The sequence below is a fragment of the Pseudomonas sp. Q12-87 genome, from assembly GCF_001269755.1.
GTDB lineage: Bacteria > Pseudomonadota > Gammaproteobacteria > Pseudomonadales > Pseudomonadaceae > Aquipseudomonas > Aquipseudomonas fluorescens_S.
The window spans coordinates 232167-254614 of record NZ_LHVI01000004.1 but is presented as its reverse complement, the minus strand read 5'-3'; the positions used below and the strand labels follow the sequence as shown (position 1 = coordinate 254614).

The 22448-nt window shown below is 61.2% G+C and carries 20 protein-coding genes and 1 riboswitch; of the genes, 8 read left to right on the top strand and 12 right to left on the bottom strand.

Going from position 1 to position 22448, the window contains the following annotated elements; genetic code table 11:
* Nucleotides 1-506 precede the first annotated feature (506 nt).
* From fba to tkt, 6 genes are all read right to left on the bottom strand, one after another.
* The gene (gene fba, locus AD663_RS02280) at nt 507-1571 is read right to left on the bottom strand and encodes a class II fructose-bisphosphate aldolase (protein WP_003177554.1); all 1065 of its coding nucleotides are present in this window, start codon (nt 1569-1571) and stop codon (nt 507-509) included.
* Nucleotides 1572-1814: 243 nt separating this feature from the next.
* Complete coding sequence (locus AD663_RS02275) at nt 1815-2150, bottom strand: MliC family protein (RefSeq protein ID WP_053213199.1); 336 nt, start codon at nt 2148-2150, stop codon at nt 1815-1817.
* A 56-nt stretch (nt 2151-2206) separates the two neighbouring features.
* Nucleotides 2207-2431 (bottom strand): hypothetical protein, encoded by a 225-nt coding sequence (locus tag AD663_RS02270; protein WP_003177552.1) that lies wholly within the window; start codon nt 2429-2431, stop codon nt 2207-2209.
* 31 nt (nt 2432-2462) lie between these two features.
* Nucleotides 2463-3626: a phosphoglycerate kinase gene (locus AD663_RS02265; protein ID WP_003177551.1), complete on the bottom strand. Its 1164-nt coding sequence runs from the start codon at nt 3624-3626 to the stop codon at nt 2463-2465.
* Between the two features lie 24 nt (nt 3627-3650).
* Nucleotides 3651-4721 carry an erythrose-4-phosphate dehydrogenase gene (gene epd, locus AD663_RS02260; protein WP_003177550.1) on the bottom strand — a complete coding sequence of 357 codons (1071 nt, stop codon included), beginning with the start codon at nt 4719-4721 and terminating at the stop codon, nt 3651-3653.
* A gap of 151 nt (nt 4722-4872) precedes the next feature.
* The gene (gene tkt, locus AD663_RS02255; protein WP_053213198.1) at nt 4873-6870 is read right to left on the bottom strand and encodes a transketolase; all 1998 of its coding nucleotides are present in this window, start codon (nt 6868-6870) and stop codon (nt 4873-4875) included.
* A 271-nt stretch (nt 6871-7141) separates the two neighbouring features.
* On the opposite strand from tkt, the gene AD663_RS02250 reads away from it, so the two are divergent.
* Together AD663_RS02250 and metK are read left to right on the top strand one after the other, a co-directional pair.
* On the top strand, nt 7142-8143 hold the full coding sequence (locus AD663_RS02250; protein WP_053213197.1) for a metalloregulator ArsR/SmtB family transcription factor: 1002 nt from the start codon (nt 7142-7144) through the stop codon (nt 8141-8143).
* Between the two features lie 12 nt (nt 8144-8155).
* Nucleotides 8156-9346, top strand: coding sequence for a methionine adenosyltransferase (metK, locus tag AD663_RS02245; RefSeq protein ID WP_003177547.1), 1191 nt, complete (start codon nt 8156-8158; stop codon nt 9344-9346).
* Nucleotides 9347-9417: 71 nt separating this feature from the next.
* Here the strand turns inward: metK and AD663_RS02240 are convergent, their stop codons facing one another.
* On the bottom strand, nt 9418-10038 hold the full coding sequence (locus tag AD663_RS02240) for a LysE family translocator (RefSeq protein ID WP_003177546.1): 621 nt from the start codon (nt 10036-10038) through the stop codon (nt 9418-9420).
* Between the two features lie 207 nt (nt 10039-10245).
* Here AD663_RS02240 and ligB point away from each other — a divergent pair, with 207 nt between their 5' ends.
* Together ligB and AD663_RS02230 are read left to right on the top strand one after the other, a co-directional pair.
* Nucleotides 10246-11919, top strand: a complete 1674-nt coding sequence (ligB, locus tag AD663_RS02235; RefSeq protein ID WP_053213196.1) for an NAD-dependent DNA ligase LigB — start codon at nt 10246-10248, stop codon at nt 11917-11919.
* A 91-nt stretch (nt 11920-12010) separates the two neighbouring features.
* Nucleotides 12011-12406 carry a DUF1090 domain-containing protein gene (locus AD663_RS02230; protein WP_053213195.1) on the top strand — a complete coding sequence of 132 codons (396 nt, stop codon included), beginning with the start codon at nt 12011-12013 and terminating at the stop codon, nt 12404-12406.
* Nucleotides 12407-12419: 13 nt separating this feature from the next.
* On the opposite strand, the gene AD663_RS02225 is transcribed toward AD663_RS02230, so the two are convergent.
* A complete protein-coding gene (locus AD663_RS02225) occupies nt 12420-12869 on the bottom strand; it encodes a cytochrome c (protein ID WP_053213194.1) in 450 nt (149 codons plus the stop codon).
* A 129-nt stretch (nt 12870-12998) separates the two neighbouring features.
* Between AD663_RS02225 and AD663_RS02220 the strand changes: the two genes are divergently transcribed.
* Nucleotides 12999-14186, top strand: a complete 1188-nt coding sequence (locus tag AD663_RS02220; RefSeq protein WP_053213193.1) for a murein transglycosylase A — start codon at nt 12999-13001, stop codon at nt 14184-14186.
* Nucleotides 14187-14340: 154 nt separating this feature from the next.
* Here AD663_RS02220 and AD663_RS02215 read toward each other — a convergent pair whose 3' ends face one another.
* Together AD663_RS02215 and AD663_RS02210 are read right to left on the bottom strand one after the other, a co-directional pair.
* A complete protein-coding gene (locus AD663_RS02215) occupies nt 14341-14724 on the bottom strand; it encodes an MAPEG family protein (RefSeq protein WP_053213192.1) in 384 nt (127 codons plus the stop codon).
* A 50-nt stretch (nt 14725-14774) separates the two neighbouring features.
* A complete protein-coding gene (locus AD663_RS02210; RefSeq protein WP_003177540.1) occupies nt 14775-15608 on the bottom strand; it encodes an EamA family transporter in 834 nt (277 codons plus the stop codon).
* A 195-nt stretch (nt 15609-15803) separates the two neighbouring features.
* On the opposite strand from AD663_RS02210, the gene AD663_RS02205 reads away from it, so the two are divergent.
* Nucleotides 15804-16964, top strand: coding sequence for an MFS transporter (locus tag AD663_RS02205; RefSeq protein WP_053213191.1), 1161 nt, complete (start codon nt 15804-15806; stop codon nt 16962-16964).
* 242 nt (nt 16965-17206) lie between these two features.
* Complete coding sequence (locus AD663_RS02200; RefSeq protein ID WP_053213190.1) at nt 17207-19147, top strand: patatin-like phospholipase family protein; 1941 nt, start codon at nt 17207-17209, stop codon at nt 19145-19147.
* Nucleotides 19148-19184: 37 nt separating this feature from the next.
* Here AD663_RS02200 and AD663_RS02195 read toward each other — a convergent pair whose 3' ends face one another.
* Nucleotides 19185-20066, bottom strand: a complete 882-nt coding sequence (locus AD663_RS02195; protein ID WP_003177537.1) for a formate/nitrite transporter family protein — start codon at nt 20064-20066, stop codon at nt 19185-19187.
* 95 nt (nt 20067-20161) lie between these two features.
* On the bottom strand, nt 20162-20566 hold the full coding sequence (locus AD663_RS02190; protein WP_003177536.1) for an acyl-CoA thioesterase: 405 nt from the start codon (nt 20564-20566) through the stop codon (nt 20162-20164).
* Between the two features lie 190 nt (nt 20567-20756).
* Nucleotides 20757-20863, top strand: a riboswitch (S-adenosyl-L-homocysteine riboswitch).
* A 23-nt stretch (nt 20864-20886) separates the two neighbouring features.
* On the opposite strand from AD663_RS02190, the gene ahcY reads away from it, so the two are divergent.
* Nucleotides 20887-22296: an adenosylhomocysteinase gene (gene ahcY, locus AD663_RS02185; protein WP_003177535.1), complete on the top strand. Its 1410-nt coding sequence runs from the start codon at nt 20887-20889 to the stop codon at nt 22294-22296.
* Nucleotides 22297-22448: the final 152 nt, after the last annotated feature.

Below are 22448 nucleotides of genomic sequence, written 5' to 3'. Positions count from 1 at the left end.
GTAGCGGGCGAGATAGTTAGGGGTTGAATCTGCTGCCGTCATCGCGAGCAAGCTCGCTCTCACATTGGATCTTCAGCAGACGCAGAAAATGATGCACCACACAAAACCCTGTGGGAGCGAGCTTGCTCGCGAAGAAGCCAGCAAATCCAGCATCTTCATCAACGGTGACATGCCCTTCGCGAGCAAGCCCGCTCCCACAGGGGAAGCGTGGTGCCACCTGGAACCAGGCCGGCTATAAGGCCGCCTCGCGCTGGCTTTTGATCTTGGGCGCCCCGTTAAACCACGCTGGCCGAACGCAGGCATTGCGCAGTAGGCACCTCGGCATGGATGCCGAGGTAGCCGCGCTGGGTCATGGATGACCCTTCGCGGCGGCCCACGGAGCAATGCCGGAGTGAGGGCGGAACCCTAAGTGGCCGTTACCGCAGCAACGGATATACACACACAACCATGACACCGCACAAACAAAAAACCCGCATCACTGCGGGTTTTTTCACACCACTAAAGCCTCAGTTAACCTTAGCGTTCAACTCACCCTTCAAATACCGCTGATACATCGCTTCCAACGAAATCGGCTTGATCTTCGAAGCATTCCCAGCAGTCCCAAACGCCTCATAACGCGCAATGCACACATCACGCATCGCAGTCACGGTCGCACCAAAGAACTTACGCGGATCAAACTCACTCGGATTGGTCGCCATCAAACGACGCATGGCACCCGTGGACGCCAAACGCAGGTCAGTATCGATATTGACCTTGCGCACGCCGTACTTGATGCCTTCAACGATTTCTTCAACCGGCACGCCGTAGGTTTCTTTAATGTCGCCGCCGTACTGATTGATGATCGCCAACCACTCTTGCGGCACGGAGGAAGAACCGTGCATCACCAAGTGGGTGTTGGGGATGCGCTTGTGGATTTCCTTGATGCGGTCGATCGCCAGCACGTCGCCGGTAGGTGGCTTGGTGAACTTGTAGGCGCCGTGGCTGGTGCCGATGGCGATGGCCAGGGCGTCGACCTGGGTTTTCTTGACGAAATCGGCGGCTTCTTCCGGGTCGGTCAGCATTTGGCTGTGATCCAGCACACCTTCGGCGCCAATGCCATCTTCTTCGCCGGCCATGCCGGTTTCCAGGGAGCCCAGGCAACCCAGCTCACCTTCCACCGAAACGCCGCAAGCGTGGGCCATGGCCACGGTTTGCTGGGTGACACGCACGTTGTACTCGTAGTCGGTCGGGGTCTTGCCGTCTTCGCCCAGGGAGCCGTCCATCATCACCGAGCTGAAGCCCAGTTGGATGGAACGCTGGCAGACGTCCGGGCTGGTGCCATGGTCCTGGTGCATGCACACCGGAATGTGCGGGAATTCTTCGATAGCGGCCAGGATCAGGTGGCGCAGGAACGGCGCACCGGCATATTTGCGGGCACCGGCCGAAGCCTGGACGATCACCGGAGAGTCAGTCTTGTCAGCGGCTTCCATGATGGCGCGCATCTGCTCAAGGTTGTTGACGTTAAAGGCTGGAACGCCGTAGCCGAACTCGGCTGCGTGGTCCAGCATCTGACGCATGCTGATAAGTGCCATTGTGTGTCTCTCCCGGTCGAGGGTCGTTAATCGTGCCAGCCTGCCGGAGCGGCGGCGGCTATTCAAGTCATTGCAGATCGGGGGGTGGTCCCGGTCTGCGTGTTCGGTGAAACAAAATCTCAAATTTTATAGAGGCCCTGTGGGAGCGGGCTTGCTCGCGAATGCAGTTTCACATTCAGCAGATATGCAAGCTGACCCACCGTATTCGCGAGCAAGCCCGCTCCCACATTGGACCTCTGTGGATCAATTGGCCTTGCAACCCCGCCCAATCAAGTCATTGGTGGCGACCCAATACACCAGGCCTTCGTCACCCTTGACGTGAAAAGCCAGCATGTCATCGCTGTACAGCGAACCCGAGGCGCCCGGCTCCTGCTTCAGGTGATAAACCTGATCGGCGCCGCCAAGGCGCACGTCGACTTCCTGGCGGGCGACATCGGTGTAGCGCCAGAGCACTTTGGCCCCGCTGTCACAGGTCCAGCTTGTCCAGCCCTCTGCAACAGGCTCGGACGAATGCAAAAAACCCAGTTGTGCACAGCCGCCCAGCAATGCCAACGCCATTACGGCGATCAAGCCTTTCATCCGTGTTCCTCGACTGACGACGCGCGCCGCCAGCCATGAGTTAAGAGTCAGACCCGTCAAGGACAACCATGTTCCTTGGCCGGGGTTTGCGTCTCGTATTTGTCCAGGCCGTCCGGCCCGGAACGCTTGTTCAGCACCGGGTTGGTCTCGGCCTGCCAGTCGGCCTGGGAACAGCCATCCTCGGGCATCGACGTGCCGGTTTGCGGGGCCGGGGCCTCCGGGCTGCTTGAGCAAGCCACCAGCATTGTCGTCGCCAACAGCAACGTTAACGTCTTGACCATCGGAACACTCCTTTGCCTGGTCAACGCAGCTTCAGGCCTTGGCCCGGCTTTCCAGGACTTCCACGGCGGGCAGCACCTTGCCTTCGACGAATTCGAGGAACGCGCCGCCACCGGTAGAAATGTAGGAGATCTGATCGGCTACGCCATATTTGTCGATGGCCGCCAGGGTATCGCCGCCGCCCGCAATCGAAAACGCAGCGCTGTCGGCGATGGCCTGGGCCAACACCTTGGTGCCGTTGCCGAACTGGTCGAACTCGAACACCCCCACCGGACCGTTCCACAGGATGGTCTGGGACGATTTCAGCAGTTCGGCGAAATGGGCCGCGGTTTGCGGGCCGATGTCGAGGATCATGTCATCTTCGGCCACGTCTGCGATCAGCTTGACGGTCGCGGTCGCGCTTTCGGCGAATTCCTTGGCGACCACCACGTCCACCGGCAATGGCACGCTGACCTTGGCGGCGATTTCACGGGCGGTGTCCAGCAGGTCCGGCTCGTACAGGGATTTACCAACCGGGTGACCGGCAGCGGCCAGGAACGTGTTGGCAATGCCACCACCGACGATCAATTGGTTGCACACCTGGCTCAGGCTGTTCAATACATCAAGCTTGGTGGACACCTTGGAGCCGGCAACGATGGCAGCCATCGGCTGGGCCGGGGAGCCCAGGGCCTTGCCCAGCGCGTCCAGTTCAGCAGCCAGCAGCGGACCGGCCGCGGCGACCTTGGCGAACTTCGCCACGCCATGGGTCGAACCCTCGGCGCGGTGGGCGGTGCCGAAGGCGTCCATCACGAACACGTCGCACAGGGCCGCGTATTGCTGGGCCAGTTCGTCGGCGTTCTTTTTCTCGCCCTTGTTGAAGCGCACGTTTTCGAACAGCACGACGTCGCCGGCCTTCACGTCCACGCCGCCCAGGTAATCGGCAACCAATGGCACGTCGCGGCCCAAGGCCTTGCTCAGGTAGTCGGCGACAGGCTTGAGGCTATTCTCGGCCGAGAACTCACCCTCGGTCGGACGGCCCAAGTGCGAGCAAACCATCACGGCCGCGCCTTTTTCCAGGGCCAGCTTGATGGTCGGCAGCGAAGCCAGGATGCGCGCGTCGCTGGTGACAACACCGTCCTTGACGGGGACGTTGAGGTCTTCGCGGATCAGTACGCGCTTACCTTGCAGATCGAGGTCGGACATCTTCAACACGGTCATGGGTCGCAATTCCTGGATAACTGTTTAGAGAGCAGGTTTGTTGGAAGCAGCAAGCGAAGTCGCTGTTTGCAGATAATGTTCAGCAACGTCCAGCATTCGATTGGCAAAACCCCATTCGTTGTCGAACCAGGCCAGGATGTTCACGAGCCGTGGCCCGGAAACCCGGGTCTGGCTGGCATCGACGATGGCCGAATGCGGGTCATGATTAAAATCACAACTGGCATGAGGCAACTCGGTATAGGCCAGCAAGCCTTTGAGCGGGCCGCTGGTGGCGGCTTCGCGCAAGATCCGGTTGACCTCGGTGGCGTCGGTATCGCTCACGGTCTGCATCGTAATATCGAGGCAGGACACGTTGACCGTCGGCACCCGCACGGCTTTGGCCTGAATTCGTCCCGCAAGTTCCGGCAACAGCCGCTCGATACCGCGCGCCAGACCAGTGGACACCGGAATCACCGACTGGAACGCCGAACGGGTACGGCGCAGGTCTTCATGATGATAGGCGTCGATCACCGGCTGGTCGTTCATCGCCGAGTGGATGGTGGTGATCGATACGTATTCCAGGCCAATGGCCTGGTCCAGCAGGCGCAACAGCGGCACGCCGCAATTGGTGGTGCAGGACGCGTTGGACACCAGCAGCTCTTCACCGGTCAGGCAATCCTGGTTCACACCGTAGACGATGGTGGCGTCGACATCCGCTTCGCTGGCCATCGGCTGGGAGAACAGTACCCGTGGCGCGCCGGCCGCGAGGAAACGCTGGCCGTCGTCACGCGTGTGGTAGGCACCGGAGCATTCGAGCACCAGGTCGACATCCAGGGATGCCCAATCGATGCCTTCGGGGGTGGCACTGCGCAGGACTTTCACGCAATCGCCATTGATATGCAGACAATCGCCCTCGACCCGCACTTCGCCGGGAAATCGGCCATGGGTGGAGTCAAAGCGTGTCAGGTATTCGATGCTAGCCATGTCGGCCAGGTCGTTGATGGCCACGATTTCGAACCCAGCCTTGCTTCCTCGCTCGAACAACGCACGCAAGACGCAACGACCAATCCGGCCGTAGCCGTTGAGTGCAACTTTGTAGGGACGCGGTTGGGGCATGGGGTTCTCGATTAGCGTGGTGAATCCTTCAGCTCAGTATTGCCTGGGCCGGCGCTTTCGCGAGCAAGCCCGCTCCCACATTTGGAATGCAATCTCATGTGGGAGCGGGCTTGCTCGCGAAGGCGTCAGTCCAGACGACGCAACTTTCGGATCAGTCTTCCAGCAGCTCTTCAGCCTGGCCCAGGATGTTTTCCAGGGTGAAGCCGAATTCCTCGAACAGCGCCGGCGCAGGCGCCGATTCGCCGTAAGTGGTCATGCCGATGACGCGGCCTTCCAGGCCCACGTACTTGTACCAGTAATCGGCGTGAGCGGCTTCGATGGCGATCCGTGCGCTGACTTGCAGCGGCAACACGGCTTGCTTGTAGCCGGCGTCCTGGGCATCGAACACGCTGGTGCATGGCATGGACACAACGCGCACGTTGCGACCTTGCTCGGTCAGCTTGTCATAGGCCTGGACGGCCAGGCCGACCTCGGAACCGGTGGCGATCAGGATCAGCTCAGGCTCACCGATGCAATCCTTGAGCACGTAGCCACCGCGGGAGATATCGCCGATCTGGCCGGCATCGCGGGTTTGGTGCTGCAGGTTCTGGCGGGAGAAAATCAGCGCCGATGGGCCGTCGTTACGCTCGATGGCGTGCTTCCAGGCCACCGCCGACTCCACGGCGTCGCATGGGCGCCAGGTATCGAGGTTCGGGGTGCAGCGCAGGCTCGCCAGTTGCTCGATCGGCTGGTGAGTCGGGCCATCTTCGCCCAGGCCGATGGAGTCGTGGGTGAACACGTACAGGATGCGTTTTTTCATCAGTGCCGACATGCGCACGGCGTTGCGGGCGTATTCCATGAACATCAGGAAGGTCGCGCCGTAAGGCACCAGGCCGCCGTGCAGCGCGACGCCGTTCATGATCGCGCTCATGCCGAACTCGCGAACGCCGTAGTACATGTAGTTACCGCTGGCGTCTTCAGCCGTCACGCCCTTGCAGCCTTTCCACAGGGTCAGGTTGGAACCGGCCAGGTCGGCCGAGCCGCCCAGCAGTTCCGGCAGCAGCGGGCCGAACGCGTTCAGGGTGTTCTGGCTGGCCTTGCGGCTGGCGATGGTTTCGCCCTTCGCCGCGACTTCGGCGATGTAGGCAGACGCCTTTTCGGCGAAATCGGCCGGCAGCTCACCGCTGAGGCGACGCACCAGCTCATTGGCCAGTTCAGGGAATTGGGCGGAGTAGGCGGCGAAACGCTGGTCCCATTCGGCTTCGGCCGCACGGCCTTTTTCCTTGGCGTCCCACTCGGCATAGATGTCGGCCGGGATTTCGAACGGGCCGTGGTTCCACTTCAGGGCAGCGCGGGTCAGGGCGATTTCCTCGGCACCCAGCGGCGCGCCGTGGCAGTCTTCCTTGCCCTGCTTGTTCGGCGAACCGAAGCCAATGGTGGTCTTGCAGCAGATCAGGGTCGGCTGGGCGCTCTTGCGCGCGGTCTCGATGGCGGTCTTGATCTCTTCTGGATCATGGCCGTCGACGTTGCGGATGACAAGCCAGTTGTAGGCCTCGAAGCGCTTGGGAGTGTCGTCGGTGAACCAGCCTTCGACTTCGCCGTCGATGGAAATGCCGTTGTCGTCATAGAAGGCGATCAGCTTGCCCAGGCCCAAGGTGCCGGCCAGGGAGGCGACTTCATGGGAAATGCCTTCCATCATGCAGCCATCACCCAGGAATACGTAGGTGTGGTGATCGACAACGTTATGGCCCGGGCGGTTGAACTGCGCAGCCAATACTTTTTCTGCCAGGGCAAAGCCGACGGCGTTGGCCAAGCCTTGGCCCAGCGGACCGGTGGTGGTTTCCACGCCTGGGGTGTAGCCATATTCCGGGTGGCCCGGGGTGCGGCTGTGCAACTGGCGGAAGTTCTTCAGGTCATCGATGGACAGGTCATAGCCGGTCAGGTGCAGCAGCGAGTAGATCAACATCGAGCCGTGGCCGTTGGACAGCACGAAGCGGTCACGATCGGCGAAGGCTGGGTTGCTCGGGCTGTGCTTGAGGTAATCGCGCCAAAGCACCTCGGCGATATCCGCCATACCCATAGGGGCACCGGGATGGCCGCTGTTGGCTTTCTGCACGGCATCCATGCTGAGGGCACGAATGGCATTGGCACGCTCACGACGGCTGGGCATCGCTGATCTCCTGCGGGAATTGAATCGAGAATGAATAAAACGAAACTGAAAAAAGGCGAGCATTTTCCCTCACCCACCCGCTCCGGGCAATGACAGATAGTCATCCTGAAGCGTTTTTCCGGTGGATAAGGCCGCATTCGCCAGATGAAACCTTTCCGCTCATGGTCGGTAGAGTCAAGCACATCCCGGGAAGTGCCTTTTATCGTGCAATATCAAAACTTTTTGATATTGAACTTGCAGGGATTCAACCCCCTCTCTAGACTGCGGCACTATGAATTTACCCGCGCCCTCCATCCGCCATGACGATTGCGATGAGCTGGCGGCCCTTTGCAAGGCCGGCGGCGATCCGCTGCGGCTCAATGTATTGCGCGCCCTGGCCAACGATTCGTTCGGCGTGCTGGAGCTGGCGCAGATCTTCGGCATCGGTCAGTCCGGCATGAGCCATCACCTGAAGGTACTGGCCCAGGCCGACCTGGTGGCGACACGCCGCGAAGGCAACGCGATTTTCTATCGCCGCGCCCTGCCCCACACCGACCTTCTGGGCGGCACGCTGCACGCCGCCCTGCTGGATGAGGTGGATGCGCTGAACCTGCCGAACGACGTGCAGGCGCGCATCGCCCAGGTCCACCGGCAACGGGCCGCCGCCAGCCAGGATTTTTTCGCCCGGGTGGCCGAAAAGTTTCGCGCCCAGCAGGACCTGATCGCCGGCCTGCCGCAGTACCGCGAGAGTGTCGTGGCGTTGCTCGACAAATTGGGTTTCGATTCCACGGCGACGGCGATTGAGGTCGGCCCTGGTGACGGCGCATTCCTGCCGGAGCTGGCACGGCGTTTCTGCCAGGTCACGGCGCTGGACAACAGCCCGGCCATGCTCGAACTGGCACGCCAGGTGTGCGAACGCGAAACGCTGGCTAATGTAAGCCTGCAGTTGGCCGACGCCTTGGACGGTGTGGGCCTGCAGGCCGACTGCGTCGTATTGAACATGGTGCTTCACCATTTCGCCGCACCGGCCGATGCGCTTCGGCACATGGCCGGCCTGCTGCAACCAGGCGGCAGCCTGCTGGTAACAGAGTTATGCAGCCACAACCAGAGCTGGGCCAGGGAGGCCTGCGGGGATCTCTGGCTCGGGTTTGAACAGGACGACCTGGCCCGCTGGGCCACCGCCGCGGGCCTCGTGCCCGGAGAAAGCCTCTATATTGGCTTACGTAATGGTTTCCAGATCCAGGTTCGCCACTTTCAGCGACCGACTGGCACACTCACCAACGGTAACTTGTAGGAATACATCGAGATGAGCGAATACTCCCTTTTCACCTCCGAGTCCGTGTCTGAAGGGCATCCGGACAAAATCGCCGACCAGATTTCTGATGCGGTGCTGGACGCCATCATTGCTGAAGACAAGTTCGCCCGCGTGGCGTGCGAGACGCTGGTGAAAACGGGCGTGGCGATCATTGCCGGCGAAGTCACCACTTCGGCCTGGGTCGACCTGGAACAGATCGTTCGCGATGTCATCCTGGGCATTGGCTACAACAGCTCCGACGTTGGCTTCGACGGCGCGACCTGCGGCGTGATGAACATCATCGGCAAGCAATCCCCCGACATCAACCAAGGCGTTGACCGTGCCAAGCCTGAAGACCAGGGCGCCGGCGACCAGGGCCTGATGTTCGGCTATGCCAGCAACGAAACCGACGTGCTGATGCCGGCCCCGATCACTTTCTCGCACCAGTTGGTGCAACGCCAGGCCGAGGCCCGTAAATCCGGCTTGCTGCCGTGGCTGCGCCCGGACGCCAAGTCCCAGGTGACGTGCCGTTACGAAGGCGGCAAAGTGGTCGGTATCGACGCCGTCGTACTGTCGACCCAGCACAACCCTGATGTGTCCTACAAAGACCTGCGCGAAGGCGTGATGGAGCTGATTGTCAAGCACGTGCTGCCTGCCGAGTTGCTGTCCAAGGACACCCAATTCCATATCAACCCCACTGGCCAATTCATCATCGGTGGCCCGGTCGGCGATTGCGGCCTGACCGGTCGCAAGATCATCGTCGACAGCTATGGCGGCATGGCCCGTCACGGTGGCGGCGCGTTCTCCGGCAAGGACCCATCGAAGGTCGACCGCTCGGCAGCCTACGCCGGCCGCTATGTGGCCAAGAACATCGTGGCCGCCGGCCTGGCCGAGCGCTGCGAGATCCAGGTGTCCTACGCCATCGGCGTCGCCCAACCTACGTCGATCTCGTTGAACACCTTCGGCACCGGCAAGATCGGCGATGACAAGATCATCAACCTGGTCCGTGAAGTGTTCGACCTGCGCCCGTACGCCATCACCACCATGCTCGACCTGCTGCACCCGATGTACCAGGACACCGCAGCCTATGGCCACTTCGGTCGTACACCGCAGACCAAGACCGTGGGCGACGACACCTTCACCACGTTCACCTGGGAAAAAACCGACCGTGCCGACGCCCTGCGCGCCGCTGCCGGCCTGTAAGACCGCCGGAGACGAAAAGTCCCCCGTGGTGAGAGAGCTTGCTCCCTCACCACGGGGGACCTTCAGTGAATCTAGGCTCGCCGTGCCACCAGCAAAAACGAAGCCGCACTGGCCAGTAATCCCGCACACATCCGGTTGAACAGGCGCTTGCCGCTGGGCCGGGCGAACAACCGCCGCGCATGGATGCCCATGTAGCAATACAAGCCGATGGCGACGCATTCCAGCGCCAGGAATAACCCGCCCAGTATTGCGAACTGCTGGGTGACGGTGCCCGCGCGGTCGACGAATTGCGGCAGGAACGCGGTGAACAGCAGGATTGCCTTGGGGTTGCCAATCGCCACCAGGAATTCCTGACGCGCCAGGCTGCTCATGCTCATCGAGACGACTGCGGCGTCGCTGTCGGCCTCGGGCCGGGCTCGCCACAACTGCACGGCCAGGTAGAACAGGTAGCCGGCCCCGACAAGCTTGATTCCCAGGAACAGCAACTCCGAGGTGTGCAGCACCGCCGTCAGCCCCACTGCAGCCAAGGCGATCATGATCGCAAAAGCCACCAGCCGACCGACCCCGCCGCTGCATGCCCGGACGAAGCCATAGCGCGAGGCATTGCTGATGGACAACAGGTTATTGGGTCCCGGTGCCATGTTCAGCGCAAAGCAGGCCGGAATGAAAACGGCAAGTGTCGTCAGGTCCATCGTGAGAGTTCCCGGCTGGGGTGGATCGAACATCCATTCTGCGCCGGCCACGGCTGGGTTCAAGGGACAGTTGCGCGGCTAAATCACACCGCACTGTACCGCCGTGATTGTGCCATCAGGCTTCGTAAAACCCGGTAACGCAACGGGACTCGCAGCCCGTGCACCGACGTCTAGCCTTCAAAGACTCAACCAAGCAAGGATGCTTTGATGCCAGCGTTATTGTTCACACTCACCTTCCTTTTATTTCTTTCAGCCCCGGCCGTTGCGGCGACCTGCCCCGACTGGCCGATCGAACGCGCCCGGGCAGAAATCTCCGCCCTGCAACAGCAAATCGATAGCTGGGACGACAGTTACCACCGCCTCGGTCGCTCGCGGGTGGCCGACGAACTCTATGATCAGTCCCGCACGCAACTGGATCAGTGGCGCAGCTGTTTCGACTTGCAGAAGTCGGCCAGCCCATTGCGCACAGCGCGCGGGAAGGTGCCGCACCCTGTCGTGCATACGGGTCTTGAAAAGCTCAAGGACGTCGAGGCCGTGCGGGCCTGGCTGCACGGACGAGCGGACGTCTGGGCCCAGCCGAAAGTCGATGGCGTGGCGGTCACCCTGGTCTATCGCGCGGGTCGCTTGCACCAGGCGATCAGCCGCGGCGATGGTGTCCAGGGCCATGACTGGACCCCTAATGCGCGCAAGATCGGCGCCATCACCCAACAGCTGAGCCAGCCCCTCGACCTGCTCGTTCAGGGCGAGTTGTACTGGCGCCTGCTCAGCCATGTACAGGCCAGCAGCGGCAGTCTCAACGCCCGCGGGACCGTGGCGGGCCTGATGGCGCGCACGAACATGACGGCGCAAGAGGCAGCGGACATCGGCCTGTTTGTCTGGGAGTGGCCTGAAGGACCGGACACCCTGCCCGAACGAATGGCCGCGCTGACGGCGCTGGGTTTCGCCGACACGCTCGACTACAACCAGCCGGTCCAGGCACTGGCCGATGCCGAACACTGGCGCGACCACTGGTATCGCACGCCGCTGCCATTCGCCAGTGACGGAATTGTCCTGCGCCAGAGCCGCCGTCCACCCAGTGATCGCTGGCGGGCCCGGGTGCCGTTCTGGAGCGTGGCCTGGAAATACCCGTATGCCCAGGCCTTGGCCGAAGTGCGCAAGGTACGCTTCAAGATCGGCCGCACCGGGCGCATTACCCCGGTGCTGGAACTTGAACCCATCAAGCTCGACGACCGCTGGATCCGCCGGGTGAGCGTCAGCTCCCTCAAGCATTGGGAGGACATGGACATCCGCCCCGGCGACCGGATCGCCATCAGCCTCGCCGGGTTGACCATCCCGCGGCTCGATGGCGTCGTCCTGCGCAGCGTGGTCCGCCAGGACCTCAGTGTCCCGCGGGCAGCCGATCATCACTTATTGAGTTGCTGGCAACCTACAGCTGGCTGCGAGAGCCAGTTCCTGGCACGCCTGGACTGGCTCAGCGGCAAGCACGGTCTTGCCCTGCCCCATGTCGGCCCGGGCACCTGGAAAAAATTGTTGGCCGCCGGTCGACTCGACGGATTGCTCGATTGGTTGACCCTCGATGCTGCCGGGCTTGCTACCATTGCCGGCTTCGGCGAACGCAGTAGCGCGCGCCTGCTCGACAGCCTGGGTGAAGCCCGGCAACGTCCTTTCGGGCAATGGCTCAAGGCACTTGGCCTTCCGCCCGCCGGCGAGGCCCGGCTGGAAGGACCGTGGCAGGCGCTGGCCGAGCGCAGCACCGGACAATGGCAAGCCGAGGCCGGCATCGGAGCGGGTCGCGCCGCGCAATTGAGCGCGTTTTTTCGCGACCCGCAGGTGCTGGCCTTGAGCGACGTATTACGCGCCGCCGGAGTCGACGGTTTTTAATCCGGGCCCGTGCGGTTGAACCCAAGGGGCCAACATGCGTTCCAACAGCGCATCTGTGTCGACCCGCTCGCGATTTTTTTACGGAGTTGCTATGAATTTCCTGTCCCCCGTTGCCCTGCTGGTCTTGTGCAGCGCCATGGCCGCCCCCTTGATGGCGGACGAGCAAGCACCGGAGCTTACCGGCTGCGCGGCCAAGCGCCAGGGCATCATCAACCAGATCGAGCTGGCCAAGTCCCGTGGCAACAAGGATCAGCAAGAAGGCCTGGAAACCGCGCTGAACGAAGTCACCACGCATTGCACCGACGCCTCCTTGCGCAAAGAGCGAGAAAACAAGGTGCTCGACGCCAAGCACGAAGTCAGCCGGCGCCAGGCCGACCTGGAAAAAGCCATGAAGAAAGGCGACGCCGAACGCATCAACAAACGCAAGGACAAGCTGGCCGCCTCCCGCAAGGAACTGCAGGAAGCGGTCGATGAGCTAGATCAGTAGTAGCTGCCTTTATTCAATGATCCCGAAACTCCTTATGACAGGCGCTGCAAGCATCCTCGACTTTCTGCACCGCCGGCGCCAAGTAGCTGGCCTTGTAGGGCTGCACCTTGCTGGCGATCACCAACTCGCCGGTGGCGGCTTCAAGATTGCGGGCCAGGTCTTGGAAATGTGCCTGCTTTTGCCAGACATCGTCCAGGGCGCTGGTGTGGTCCTGCTCGCGTACTGGCGGGAAGTGCTTCCACGGCTCATGGGACAATTGATCAAGCTTCACCGCGCCTTCGGCGAAACGCGCACCGTCGAACGGGACTCGGCCGCGCAACATGCCGCCCAACTCTTCGTTGGTCTTGAGCATCTGCTTGAAGATCGCCTTGCGTTGGCCCAGCGGGGAATTGGGATCGACACCGCCACAAGCGGACAACATCAGGCACGCCAGTACGGCCATGGAAAATCGTTTTACAAACATCTTGGCCTCGGGGGGCAGGAAACGGCGGTTAGTATCCTCGGGTCACCGGTAAAGACCAATGCCCCTATCAACAATACGGGTTGTTTGGGCGCCCCATAAAGCGCTCGAATGGCTGCAAAGGAAATCTTCATGAACAGCCGCTTCAAGACCTGGCACAAAGGCCTGGCGTTGACCCTACCGCTGATCGCGCTGCTGGCCGGCTGCAATCGCGGCGAAAAGGTCGAAGCGCCGCAGACCCACGCGCTCGCCACGTATGCCAGCGCGCCGTGGGAAGCCTTACCGTCGGTGTCCGACAACGATTTGCTGGCCGGTTTCGGCTCTTGGCGCAGCGCTTGTACCCGGCTCAAGGCCGATGCGACGTGGGGGCCCACCTGCGCGGCAGCGGCCAATGTGCCGCAGACCGCACAGGCCGTTCGCAGCTTTCTGAAACAGAACCTGGACGTCTATGGCCTGCGTTCGGGCGACAACAGCCCCAACGGCCTGATCACCGGTTACTACGAGCCGGTCTACCCCGGCAGTCTCACCCGGACCGCTACCGCGAATATCCCGGTGTACGGGGTGCCGGAGGACATGATTATTGTGTCACTGGACAGCATTTACCCCGAACTCAAGGGCAAACGCCTGCGCGGTCGCCTCGAAGGTCGGGTGCTCAAGCCCTATGACGACGCAGCCACCATCGAAAACAATGGAGTGAAGGCCCCCGTCATCGCCTGGCTGACAGACCCGATGAACCTGCAATTCCTGCAGATCCAGGGCTCGGGTCGCATCCGCCTCGACGATGGCCGCTTATTGCGTATCGGCTATGCCGACCAGAATGGTCATCCTTATCGCCCCATTGGCCGCTGGCTGGTGGAACAGGGGGAACTGAAAAAAGAAGACGTCACCATGGGCACCATCAGTGCCTGGGCCAAGGCCAACCCGAACCGCATTCCCGAGCTGCTGGGCAGCAACCCCAGCTACGTGTTTTTCAATCGCAACCCTGACAGCAACGAAGGCCCGCGCGGCTCGCTGAACGTACCGTTGACCGCGGGCTACAGCGTGGCGGTGGACCGCAAGGTGATTCCGCTGGGCAGCCTGCTGTGGCTGTCCACCACGCGCCCCGACGGCAGCGCCCTGAATCGCCCCGTCGCCGCCCAGGACACCGGCGGCGCAATTACCGGCGAAGTACGGGCGGACCTGTTCTGGGGCACGGGCGAGGCGGCAGGGCAACTGGCCGGGGACATGAAGCAACAGGGGCAGATCTGGATGCTCTGGCCCAAGGGCATGGCGTTGCCCCAAGTGCCACAGGTGGCGAATGCGGTTAGCGCCAATCCCTAAGGAATGAGGTGCTTTGTCCGGCCCCATCGCGAGCAGGCTCGCTCCCACAGTTGATCTCCAGTGGACACATATTTTGTGTACGGCTAGATCCAATGTGGGAGCGAGCCTGCTCGCGACAGGGCCAGTACAGACGCCGCCGATTCAACCGCCAGCCTCAGACCGAAACGAAGAAGAAACTCAACACCAACCCTACGCCCACGAACCACACCAGCGAGCGCAGGATCGCCCAGTCCGCCAGGTAGCAGATGATGTACAACAGGCGGCTGGTGATGAACAACACGGACAACACATTGATGGTCACCAGCTCGGCATTGCCGGCCAGGTGCGCGACGATCACGGCGGCGGCAAAAAACGGGGTGATTTCAAAGCTGTTCAATTGCGCGGCGTATGCGCGTCGAGGTGCGCCTTCAAGCGTTTCGAGGAAATCCCGAGGGTCGTAATTATCCCGCAACCGGTATTTCCCACCGGCCTTGGCGATTGCAATACAGAGGTAAGGCAAGAGAAAGGCAATCAACACGCACCACAGGGCAACCGTCATGAAGCAGTTCCTTCTTTGAGTTTTAGAGAAATCACGAGTCAGGGCGCCGGTCAGAATTTCATCACCAGCATGCCCGCCAGCACCAGCCCGCAAGCTAAGAGCCGCGGCCGGCCGAAAGGTTCTTTCAGGTAACGCATGCCGAACAACACCACCAGGATCACACTGATCTCCCGCAGCGCCGCCGCTTCGGCGATCGACCCCAATTGCATGGCCCAGAGCACCAGAGCGTAGCTGAACAATACACAGAACCCGACCGCCAGCCCCAGCCGCCACTGCTCACGCCAGAACCGCATGAACGCCGGCCGCTTGGCGACCAACGTCAGCAGCGGGAACGGCCAGGCGCTGAGCAACGTGACCCAGACCAGGTAATCCAGCGGATGGGACCAGCGCCGCAGGGCGTGGCCGTCGATAAAGGTGTAGCAGCCAATGCACAAGCCGATCAGCGCCACCACCGGCAGCATCGACCAGGGCAGCCGCGCCCCGCCACCGCCCTGCCACAACAGGCAGAGCATGCCGAACGGGATCAGCAGGATGCCGACGATCTGCTGGGTTGTCAGCGCTTCACCGGCGAAGATAAAAGTCAGGACCAGCACCACCAGCGGCGACAACCCTCGCATCAGCGGATAGACCAGCCCCAGGTCACCGACCCGATACGCCTGGATCAGCAAATAGCGATACAGCAACTCGAACGCCGCCGACGCCAGGATCCACGGCCAGATGTCCACGGGCGGCAGGGCCACGAAGCCCAGGGCCAGGGCGACGAACAGCAACGCGACGCTGTCCATGCACGCCACCACCAACAGACGCTCGCCACTGAACTTGATCAGCGTATTCCACGCCGCATGCAACAGCGCCGCAACCAACACCAAGGCCGTCGCAAGCACGGCACGCTCCTTATTCCATCCAGAGAATTGATTCGCGATCCATCGGCAGCGGTTTATACTGCTGGCGACCACGCCGCATTCAGTTGCGCATAAGCCAATTCCAATAATTCCGTCGCTGCCCTGTTCGTTCGAACCGGGGCGCCGGCATGCGTATGCCTGATCAGAGCGTCAAGACTACAGACAGAGACCCTGCGCATGCCACTCGCCTTGCTTGCTTTGGCCGTCGCCGCTTTCGGCATCGGCACGACTGAATTCGTCATCATGGGCCTGCTGCCCGATGTCGCCCGTGACCTGGCGGTGAGCATTCCCCAGGCCGGGCTGTTGATCACCGGCTACGCCCTGGGCGTGGTGTTCGGCGCACCGATCCTGGCCATCGGCACCGCCAACATGCCGCGCAAGGCAACGCTGCTGGGCATGACGCTGATGTTCATCCTGGGCAACGTGCTCTGCGCCCTGGCGCCGAACTACACCACGCTAATGGCCGCCCGGGTCATCACTGCCCTGTGTCACGGGGCGTTCTTTGGCATCGGTTCGGTGGTGGCCGCCGGGTTGGTGGCGCCGAACAAACGGGCCCAAGCGATCGCAATGATGTTCACCGGCCTGACCCTGGCCAACGTGTTGGGCGTACCGTTGGGCACGGCCCTGGGGCAATACGCCGGCTGGCGCTCGACCTTCTGGGCGGTGTCGATGATCGGGGTGATCGCAGCCATTGCCCAATGGGTCTGGTTGCCCAAGGACATCCCCATGGAAAAAGCCAACCTGGCCAGCGAGTTCAGGGTCCTGGGCAAGGTCAACGTATTGCTGGCCCTGGGCATGAGCGTGCTGGCCTCCACCAGCCTGTTCAGCGTGTTCACCTACATCGCACCGATCCTGCAGGACATCACCGGCGTCAGTCCGCACGGCGTGACGATCATGCTGCTGTTGTTCGGTGTCGGCCTGACGGCGGGCAGCTTCCTTGGCGGACGGCTGGCCGACCAGCGCCTGCTGCCCTCGCTGGTGGCCATGGCCCTGGCCGTGGTGCTGGTGCTCGCCGCGTTCAGCCAGACCAGCCAGTCGGTGATACCCGCCGCCATCACCCTGGTGCTGTGGGGCATCTTCGCCTTCGCCCTGTGCCCGATCTTGCAACTGCTGATCATTGACCAGGCCCACGAAGCCCCGAATCTCGGCTCGACCCTAAACCAGAGCGCATTCAACCTCGGTAATGCGGCCGGGGCCTGGATTGGCGGGTTGGTGGTGGCCAGCGGGGCTGATTTGGCCGACTTGCCATGGACGGGGGCAACTGTCGGCGGCCTTACGGTATTGACAGCCTTGTTCTTTATTCATCGGCAACGACGCTTGGCGGCAGTGGCTGTTTGATCACCTGAGAAACCTGCCCGGCCCGCGAGCGAATGGGCAACACTGTCAGTAGGATTTTGTCCTCAAGCGTGCGAGCTGTTTTACCGACCGCCTAGAAGCCTTGTTTTAGAGCGCTTTTCATCGAGATTCGCCGACTGCCGTTTGCAGCCAGCGGATATTTGTCCAGTTGAGTCACAACGCAATTAGTCTTCAGATATTGCTTACAGTTCGGTCCCCCTCTTGGGCACACGGAACGAACCCGAATGCTAGAAATTTCGCAATACAATCCTTCCCTTCACGCTTGTGAACACGTAGACCCGCTTGCCAAACAAGCCTCCCCTGAAGGCCCCCAACAATTGCTCTGCGGCGCGACAGACCGGTCGATCACTCTCGTTCGAAATGAGGATGGTAGCGTCCAGGTCAGTATGAATCGGCCGCCCATCACAGAAGTGGTCCTGAGCGGCGGTGGCGCCAAGGGGGTGGCTTATTCCGGCCTCGTCGATACGCTCGAAGCCAACGGCCTCATGGACTTTATCGAAACGTTCTTAGGTGCCTCTGCGGGGGCCCTAGCGGCCGCTTTACTCGCCTGCGGTATGACTCATGCCGGCTTCGACAGGATCTCCGACGACATCTCCCTCGTTAAGTTGCTCAACAGCAGCAAGGACGAGGTTTCAATCTGGCAGGACAGGTTGTCGAAATTGGGCGAGCAATTGAAAAGCATTCCCCTGGCGCAATTGCTCTGTGATCTGTTGCCACGCCTGGGCTCCAAGGGGATGCCGCTGGAGGAACTGATCAGAAAGGAATCCTGCGCGGCGCTTTTGCGATGCTGCGAAAAGCACCCCACACCTCTTTCCACAGAAGCGCAAAAAGCCGTTGCCAACGTGGAAATAAACCAGCACGTCACCTTTGCCGACCTGGCAGCGCTGAGCAAAGATATCCCGCAGATCAAGACGCTAGAAATCACCGGCACCGCCATGTTCGAGGAAGGCGCTCAACTGGTGGTCTTCAGCGCGGACCTGACCCCAGAGATGGACATCGCCGTGGCAGCACGTATCTCCGCGTCGCTGCCGGTGGTGTTCAGCAAGCCGACCCTGCAAGGGCAGCCGTTCCAACCCATGGGCACCACCACGGCATTTGCCGATGGCGGCATCCTGAACAACACACCGGTACCTGCTATCTATAACCCGACTGCCTCGACGAGCCCGATCCCGAACGGCGAGCACTTGATACTGGTATTCGACACTGAAAAATCAGGCCAGGAAACCCAGCGGGGTACGGGGATGTCAGCCCTGATCGATAGACTTCTCAAGGCCCCCCATACGGCCAGCTCTGTGTGGAATGCCGAGCAACTGAAGCGTTTTGACGAACATACCGTCGTCGTACCGCTGAAATTCAAAGAAGGCGATCACTCCGGCCTGAGGGGAACGGTCGATTTCAATATGCCCAAGAAGACAAAGAATTTTCTTCAGGAAGAACTGCGCAAGGCTGTCCAAGCCCATCTGGACGAGCGCAACGCCACTCAACAAACCTATTCGTTTGCCTCAACCAGGGAGGCCCTGCTGGCGTTTGACGACAACACGTTAGAGCAGCTAAGCGCAGAGCTGGAGCACGACGAAGCCTGCGCCGAGGTGATCGCCTTCAGGCGGCACGCACAACTGGCGCTGAAAGAATTAAAGGAATCGATCAAGACAGCCAACAAAACGTCCTCCAAGCTTGAACCCACCCAAGAGATGCACATGCCTATCTGGGCCCTCGACCAGCTTGCGGATCAGCCCGACCAGTTGGAATGGCTGGCAAAACGCCTCAATCACGGCAATGACCCGGACTTCATGCAGTTCCTGCAGGCCGCCGCCGAGTGGGACAAAGGCGCGCCCAGCGCCATTTCCGTGGTGACCCAGCACGCCGTCGAAAAAATGCATCTGCAAGACGTTGCCACCCGCGCCCATAACGTCGTGCAACACGTACTGAATCCCGCGCGCTTTCTCGGCGGCCAGCCCGATGCGAACATCAAGCTGATCAACGGGGCCATTCGGGAATTGCAAGAGGTGCAAGATCCAAAGGCGTCCAAACATTCACTGGAACAGAAGATCGCGTTCAACAATTCACTTGAACGGGTCATCGCGAACTACAGGTCGCGCTACACGGGGCTGCTCGATCCGGAGTCAAAAACCCGCACGACACTGCGCAACATGCGATTCAAATAACCGCCACGCCCACCGGGAGCCTATAAATCGGCTCCCCCTACTCCGAGTCGCTGCGCCGCGCTGGCGCAGCAGATGGCTTACCTCTGGGCAGGCTCACTTCGCTACGAATCTGCGCATGGCTGATCAGCGCAAAAATAAAGCTGCCACCGATGATATTCCCCGCCAACGTCGGCCCGGCGAACACCAGCCAGAAGTCCTCCCACGACAGTTGCCCGGCAAAGACCAGATACGACACCTCGGCCGAGCCGACCACGATGTGGGTGAAATCGCCCAGCGCCATCAAGTAGGTGATGAGCGTGATGATCCACATCTTGGCGCTTTCCATCGACGGGATCATCCAGACCATGGTGGCGATCATCCAGCCAGAAATGATGCCCTTGGCGAACATCTGGCCGGTGTCGTTTTCCATGACCTTGCGGCCGATCTCCAGGAATGCCTGGTCGGTGGGCTTGTCGAAAATCGGCAGGTGCAGCATCACGTACGCCACCAGCAAGGTTCCGCAGAGGTTGCCCACCAGCACCACGCCCCACAGCCGCAGCAGCCGGCCGAAATTGGCCAGCGTGGGGTTGCTCATGACCGGCAACACGGCAGTCAGGGTGTTTTCGGTGAACAATTGCTGTCGAGCCAGGATCACCGCGAGAAAACCGGCGCAGTAGCCAAAACTGGCGATCACCTTGAAGCCTTCGTGATCCGGCAACCGCGAGTTGAGCAACCCCATCGCCATCAGCGACAGGCCCATGGTCAACCCCGCCGCCAGGGCCGACCACCAGAGCGCGGCAATACTGCGCTCCAATTCCTGATTGCCCTGGGTGCGGATGATTTCATGCAGCACCGCCGCCCGCGGCGGCTGGTTGCGGTCGACTTCGTGTTGCTCCTGGGCCGAAAGGTCAGGGGTCTTGCCTTCTTCGTGGGTATCCATACAGCTCCTGAACCGGTGGCGTGATGTACCTACGACACGCGGCGTCCGGAGCTGTTCAGTGTGGGCCAATGTTCACGGGGGCCTGAAGCCGCCTCTCACTCGCTGGTGATGCCGTCCTGGAACTGATCCTTGACGTACTTGATCTCCGTCCGGCCATGGGGCGCGGGCAAGCCGTCTTCGCCGAGATTGACGAAGACCATTTTTTCCACCGTCAGGATGCTTTTGCGGGTGATCTTGTTGCGCACTTCACAGGTCAGGGTGATGGACGTGCGGCCAAATTCGGTAGCGGTGATACCCAGCTCGATGATGTCGCCCTGGCGCGAGGCGCTGACGAAATTGATTTCCGAGATGTACTTGGTGACTACGCGCTGGTTGCCCAACTGGACGATGGCGTAGATCGCCGCCTCTTCGTCGATCCAGCGCAACAGGCTGCCGCCGAATAGCGTGCCGTTGGGGTTGAGGTCTTCGGGCTTGACCCATTTGCGGGTGTGGAAATTCATGTTCACTCCTGAGCGTCTGGCCGATGAATAGCCGCATCATGGCAGACCGGGCGGTCAGGCTCTAGGTCGCGAGCCCTATGACAGCTATCGGCAGTTTTGATTTGCCGACAGAAACCCTTTGGAAGATCCGATTAGCCCGTTATAATCGCCCCGCTTTACTTCGGCCCACGCTTTGGGCCGTTCCCGCCACCTGTCCGAGGGGCGCTGCAGCAGGTTCGACCTGTCAGGCTCGGATGGGGCGTTGTCTGTACGGGGCTACCCGCACCGACACTAAACGCACAACGGCGCCCATTCGCATACATTACGAATGGAGGCTCTTCATGAGCGCTGTTATCACGCCTGCAGATTTTACCGACTACAAAGTCGCCGACATGTCCCTCGCCGCCTGGGGCCGTCGCGAAATCATCATCGCCGAATCCGAAATGCCAGCCCTGATGGGCCTGCGCCGCAAATACGCCGGCGAGCAGCCGCTCAAGGGCGCGAAGATCCTCGGCTGCATCCACATGACCATCCAGACCGCCGTGCTGATCGAAACCCTGGTTGCCCTGGGTGCCGAAGTACGTTGGTCGTCCTGCAACATCTTCTCGACCCAGGACCAGGCCGCTGCCGCCATCGCCGCCGCCGGTGTCCCTGTGTTCGCCTGGAAAGGCGAGACCGAGCAGGAATACGAGTGGTGCCTGGAGCAGACCATCCTCAAGGATGGCCAGCCGTGGGATGCCAACATGATCCTCGACGACGGCGGCGACCTCACCGAGCTGCTGCACAAGAAGTACGCAGCCGTGCTGGACAAGGTTCACGGCGTCACCGAAGAGACCACCACCGGCGTACACCGTCTGTTGGACATGCTGGCCAAGGGTGAGCTGAAGATCCCGGCCATCAACGTCAACGACTCGGTGACCAAGAGCAAGAACGACAACAAGTACGGCTGCCGTCACAGCCTCAACGACGCCATCAAGCGCGGCACCGACCACCTGTTGTCGGGCAAGCAGGCGCTGGTGATCGGCTACGGTGACGTGGGCAAGGGCTCGGCCCAGTCCCTGCGCCAGGAAGGCATGATCGTCAAGGTATCGGAAGTCGATCCGATCTGCGCCATGCAAGCCTGCATGGACGGTTTCGAACTGGTTTCGCCGTTCGTCGACGGGATCAACGACGGCACCGAAGCCAGCATCGACAAGGCCCTGCTGGGCAAGATCGACCTGATCGTGACCACCACCGGTAACGTCAATGTCTGCGATGCGAACATGCTCAAGGCCCTGAAGAAGCGCGCCGTGGTTTGCAACATCGGCCACTTCGACAATGAAATCGACACCGCTTTCATGCGCAAGAATTGGGCGTGGGAAGAAGTGAAGCCACAGGTCCACAAGGTTCACCGCACCGGCACCGGCAGCTTCGATCCACAGAACGACGACTACCTGATCCTGCTGGCCGAAGGCCGCCTGGTTAACCTGGGCAATGCCACCGGCCACCCAAGCCGCATCATGGACGGCTCGTTCGCCAACCAGGTCCTGGCCCAGATCTTCCTGTTCGGCCAGAAATACGCCGACCTGTCGCCAGCCCAGAAAGCCGAGCGCCTGACCGTGGAAGTACTGCCCAAGAAACTCGACGAAGAAGTGGCCCTGGAAATGGTCCGCGGTTTCGGCGGCGTGGTCACCCAACTGACCAAGCAACAGGCTGACTACATCGGCGTCACCGTCGAAGGCCCGTTCAAGCCGCACGCTTACCGCTACTGATCGGCTCTATTGCCTGCTCTCCCTGTGGGAGCGGGCTTGCTCGCGAAGGCGGAGGATCAGGCGACATCAATGTTGAATGATGAACCGCCTTCGCGAGCAAGCCCGCTCCCACATTGGGATGCGCCAGGCTTTCAGCCCTACGAGTTTCCAAG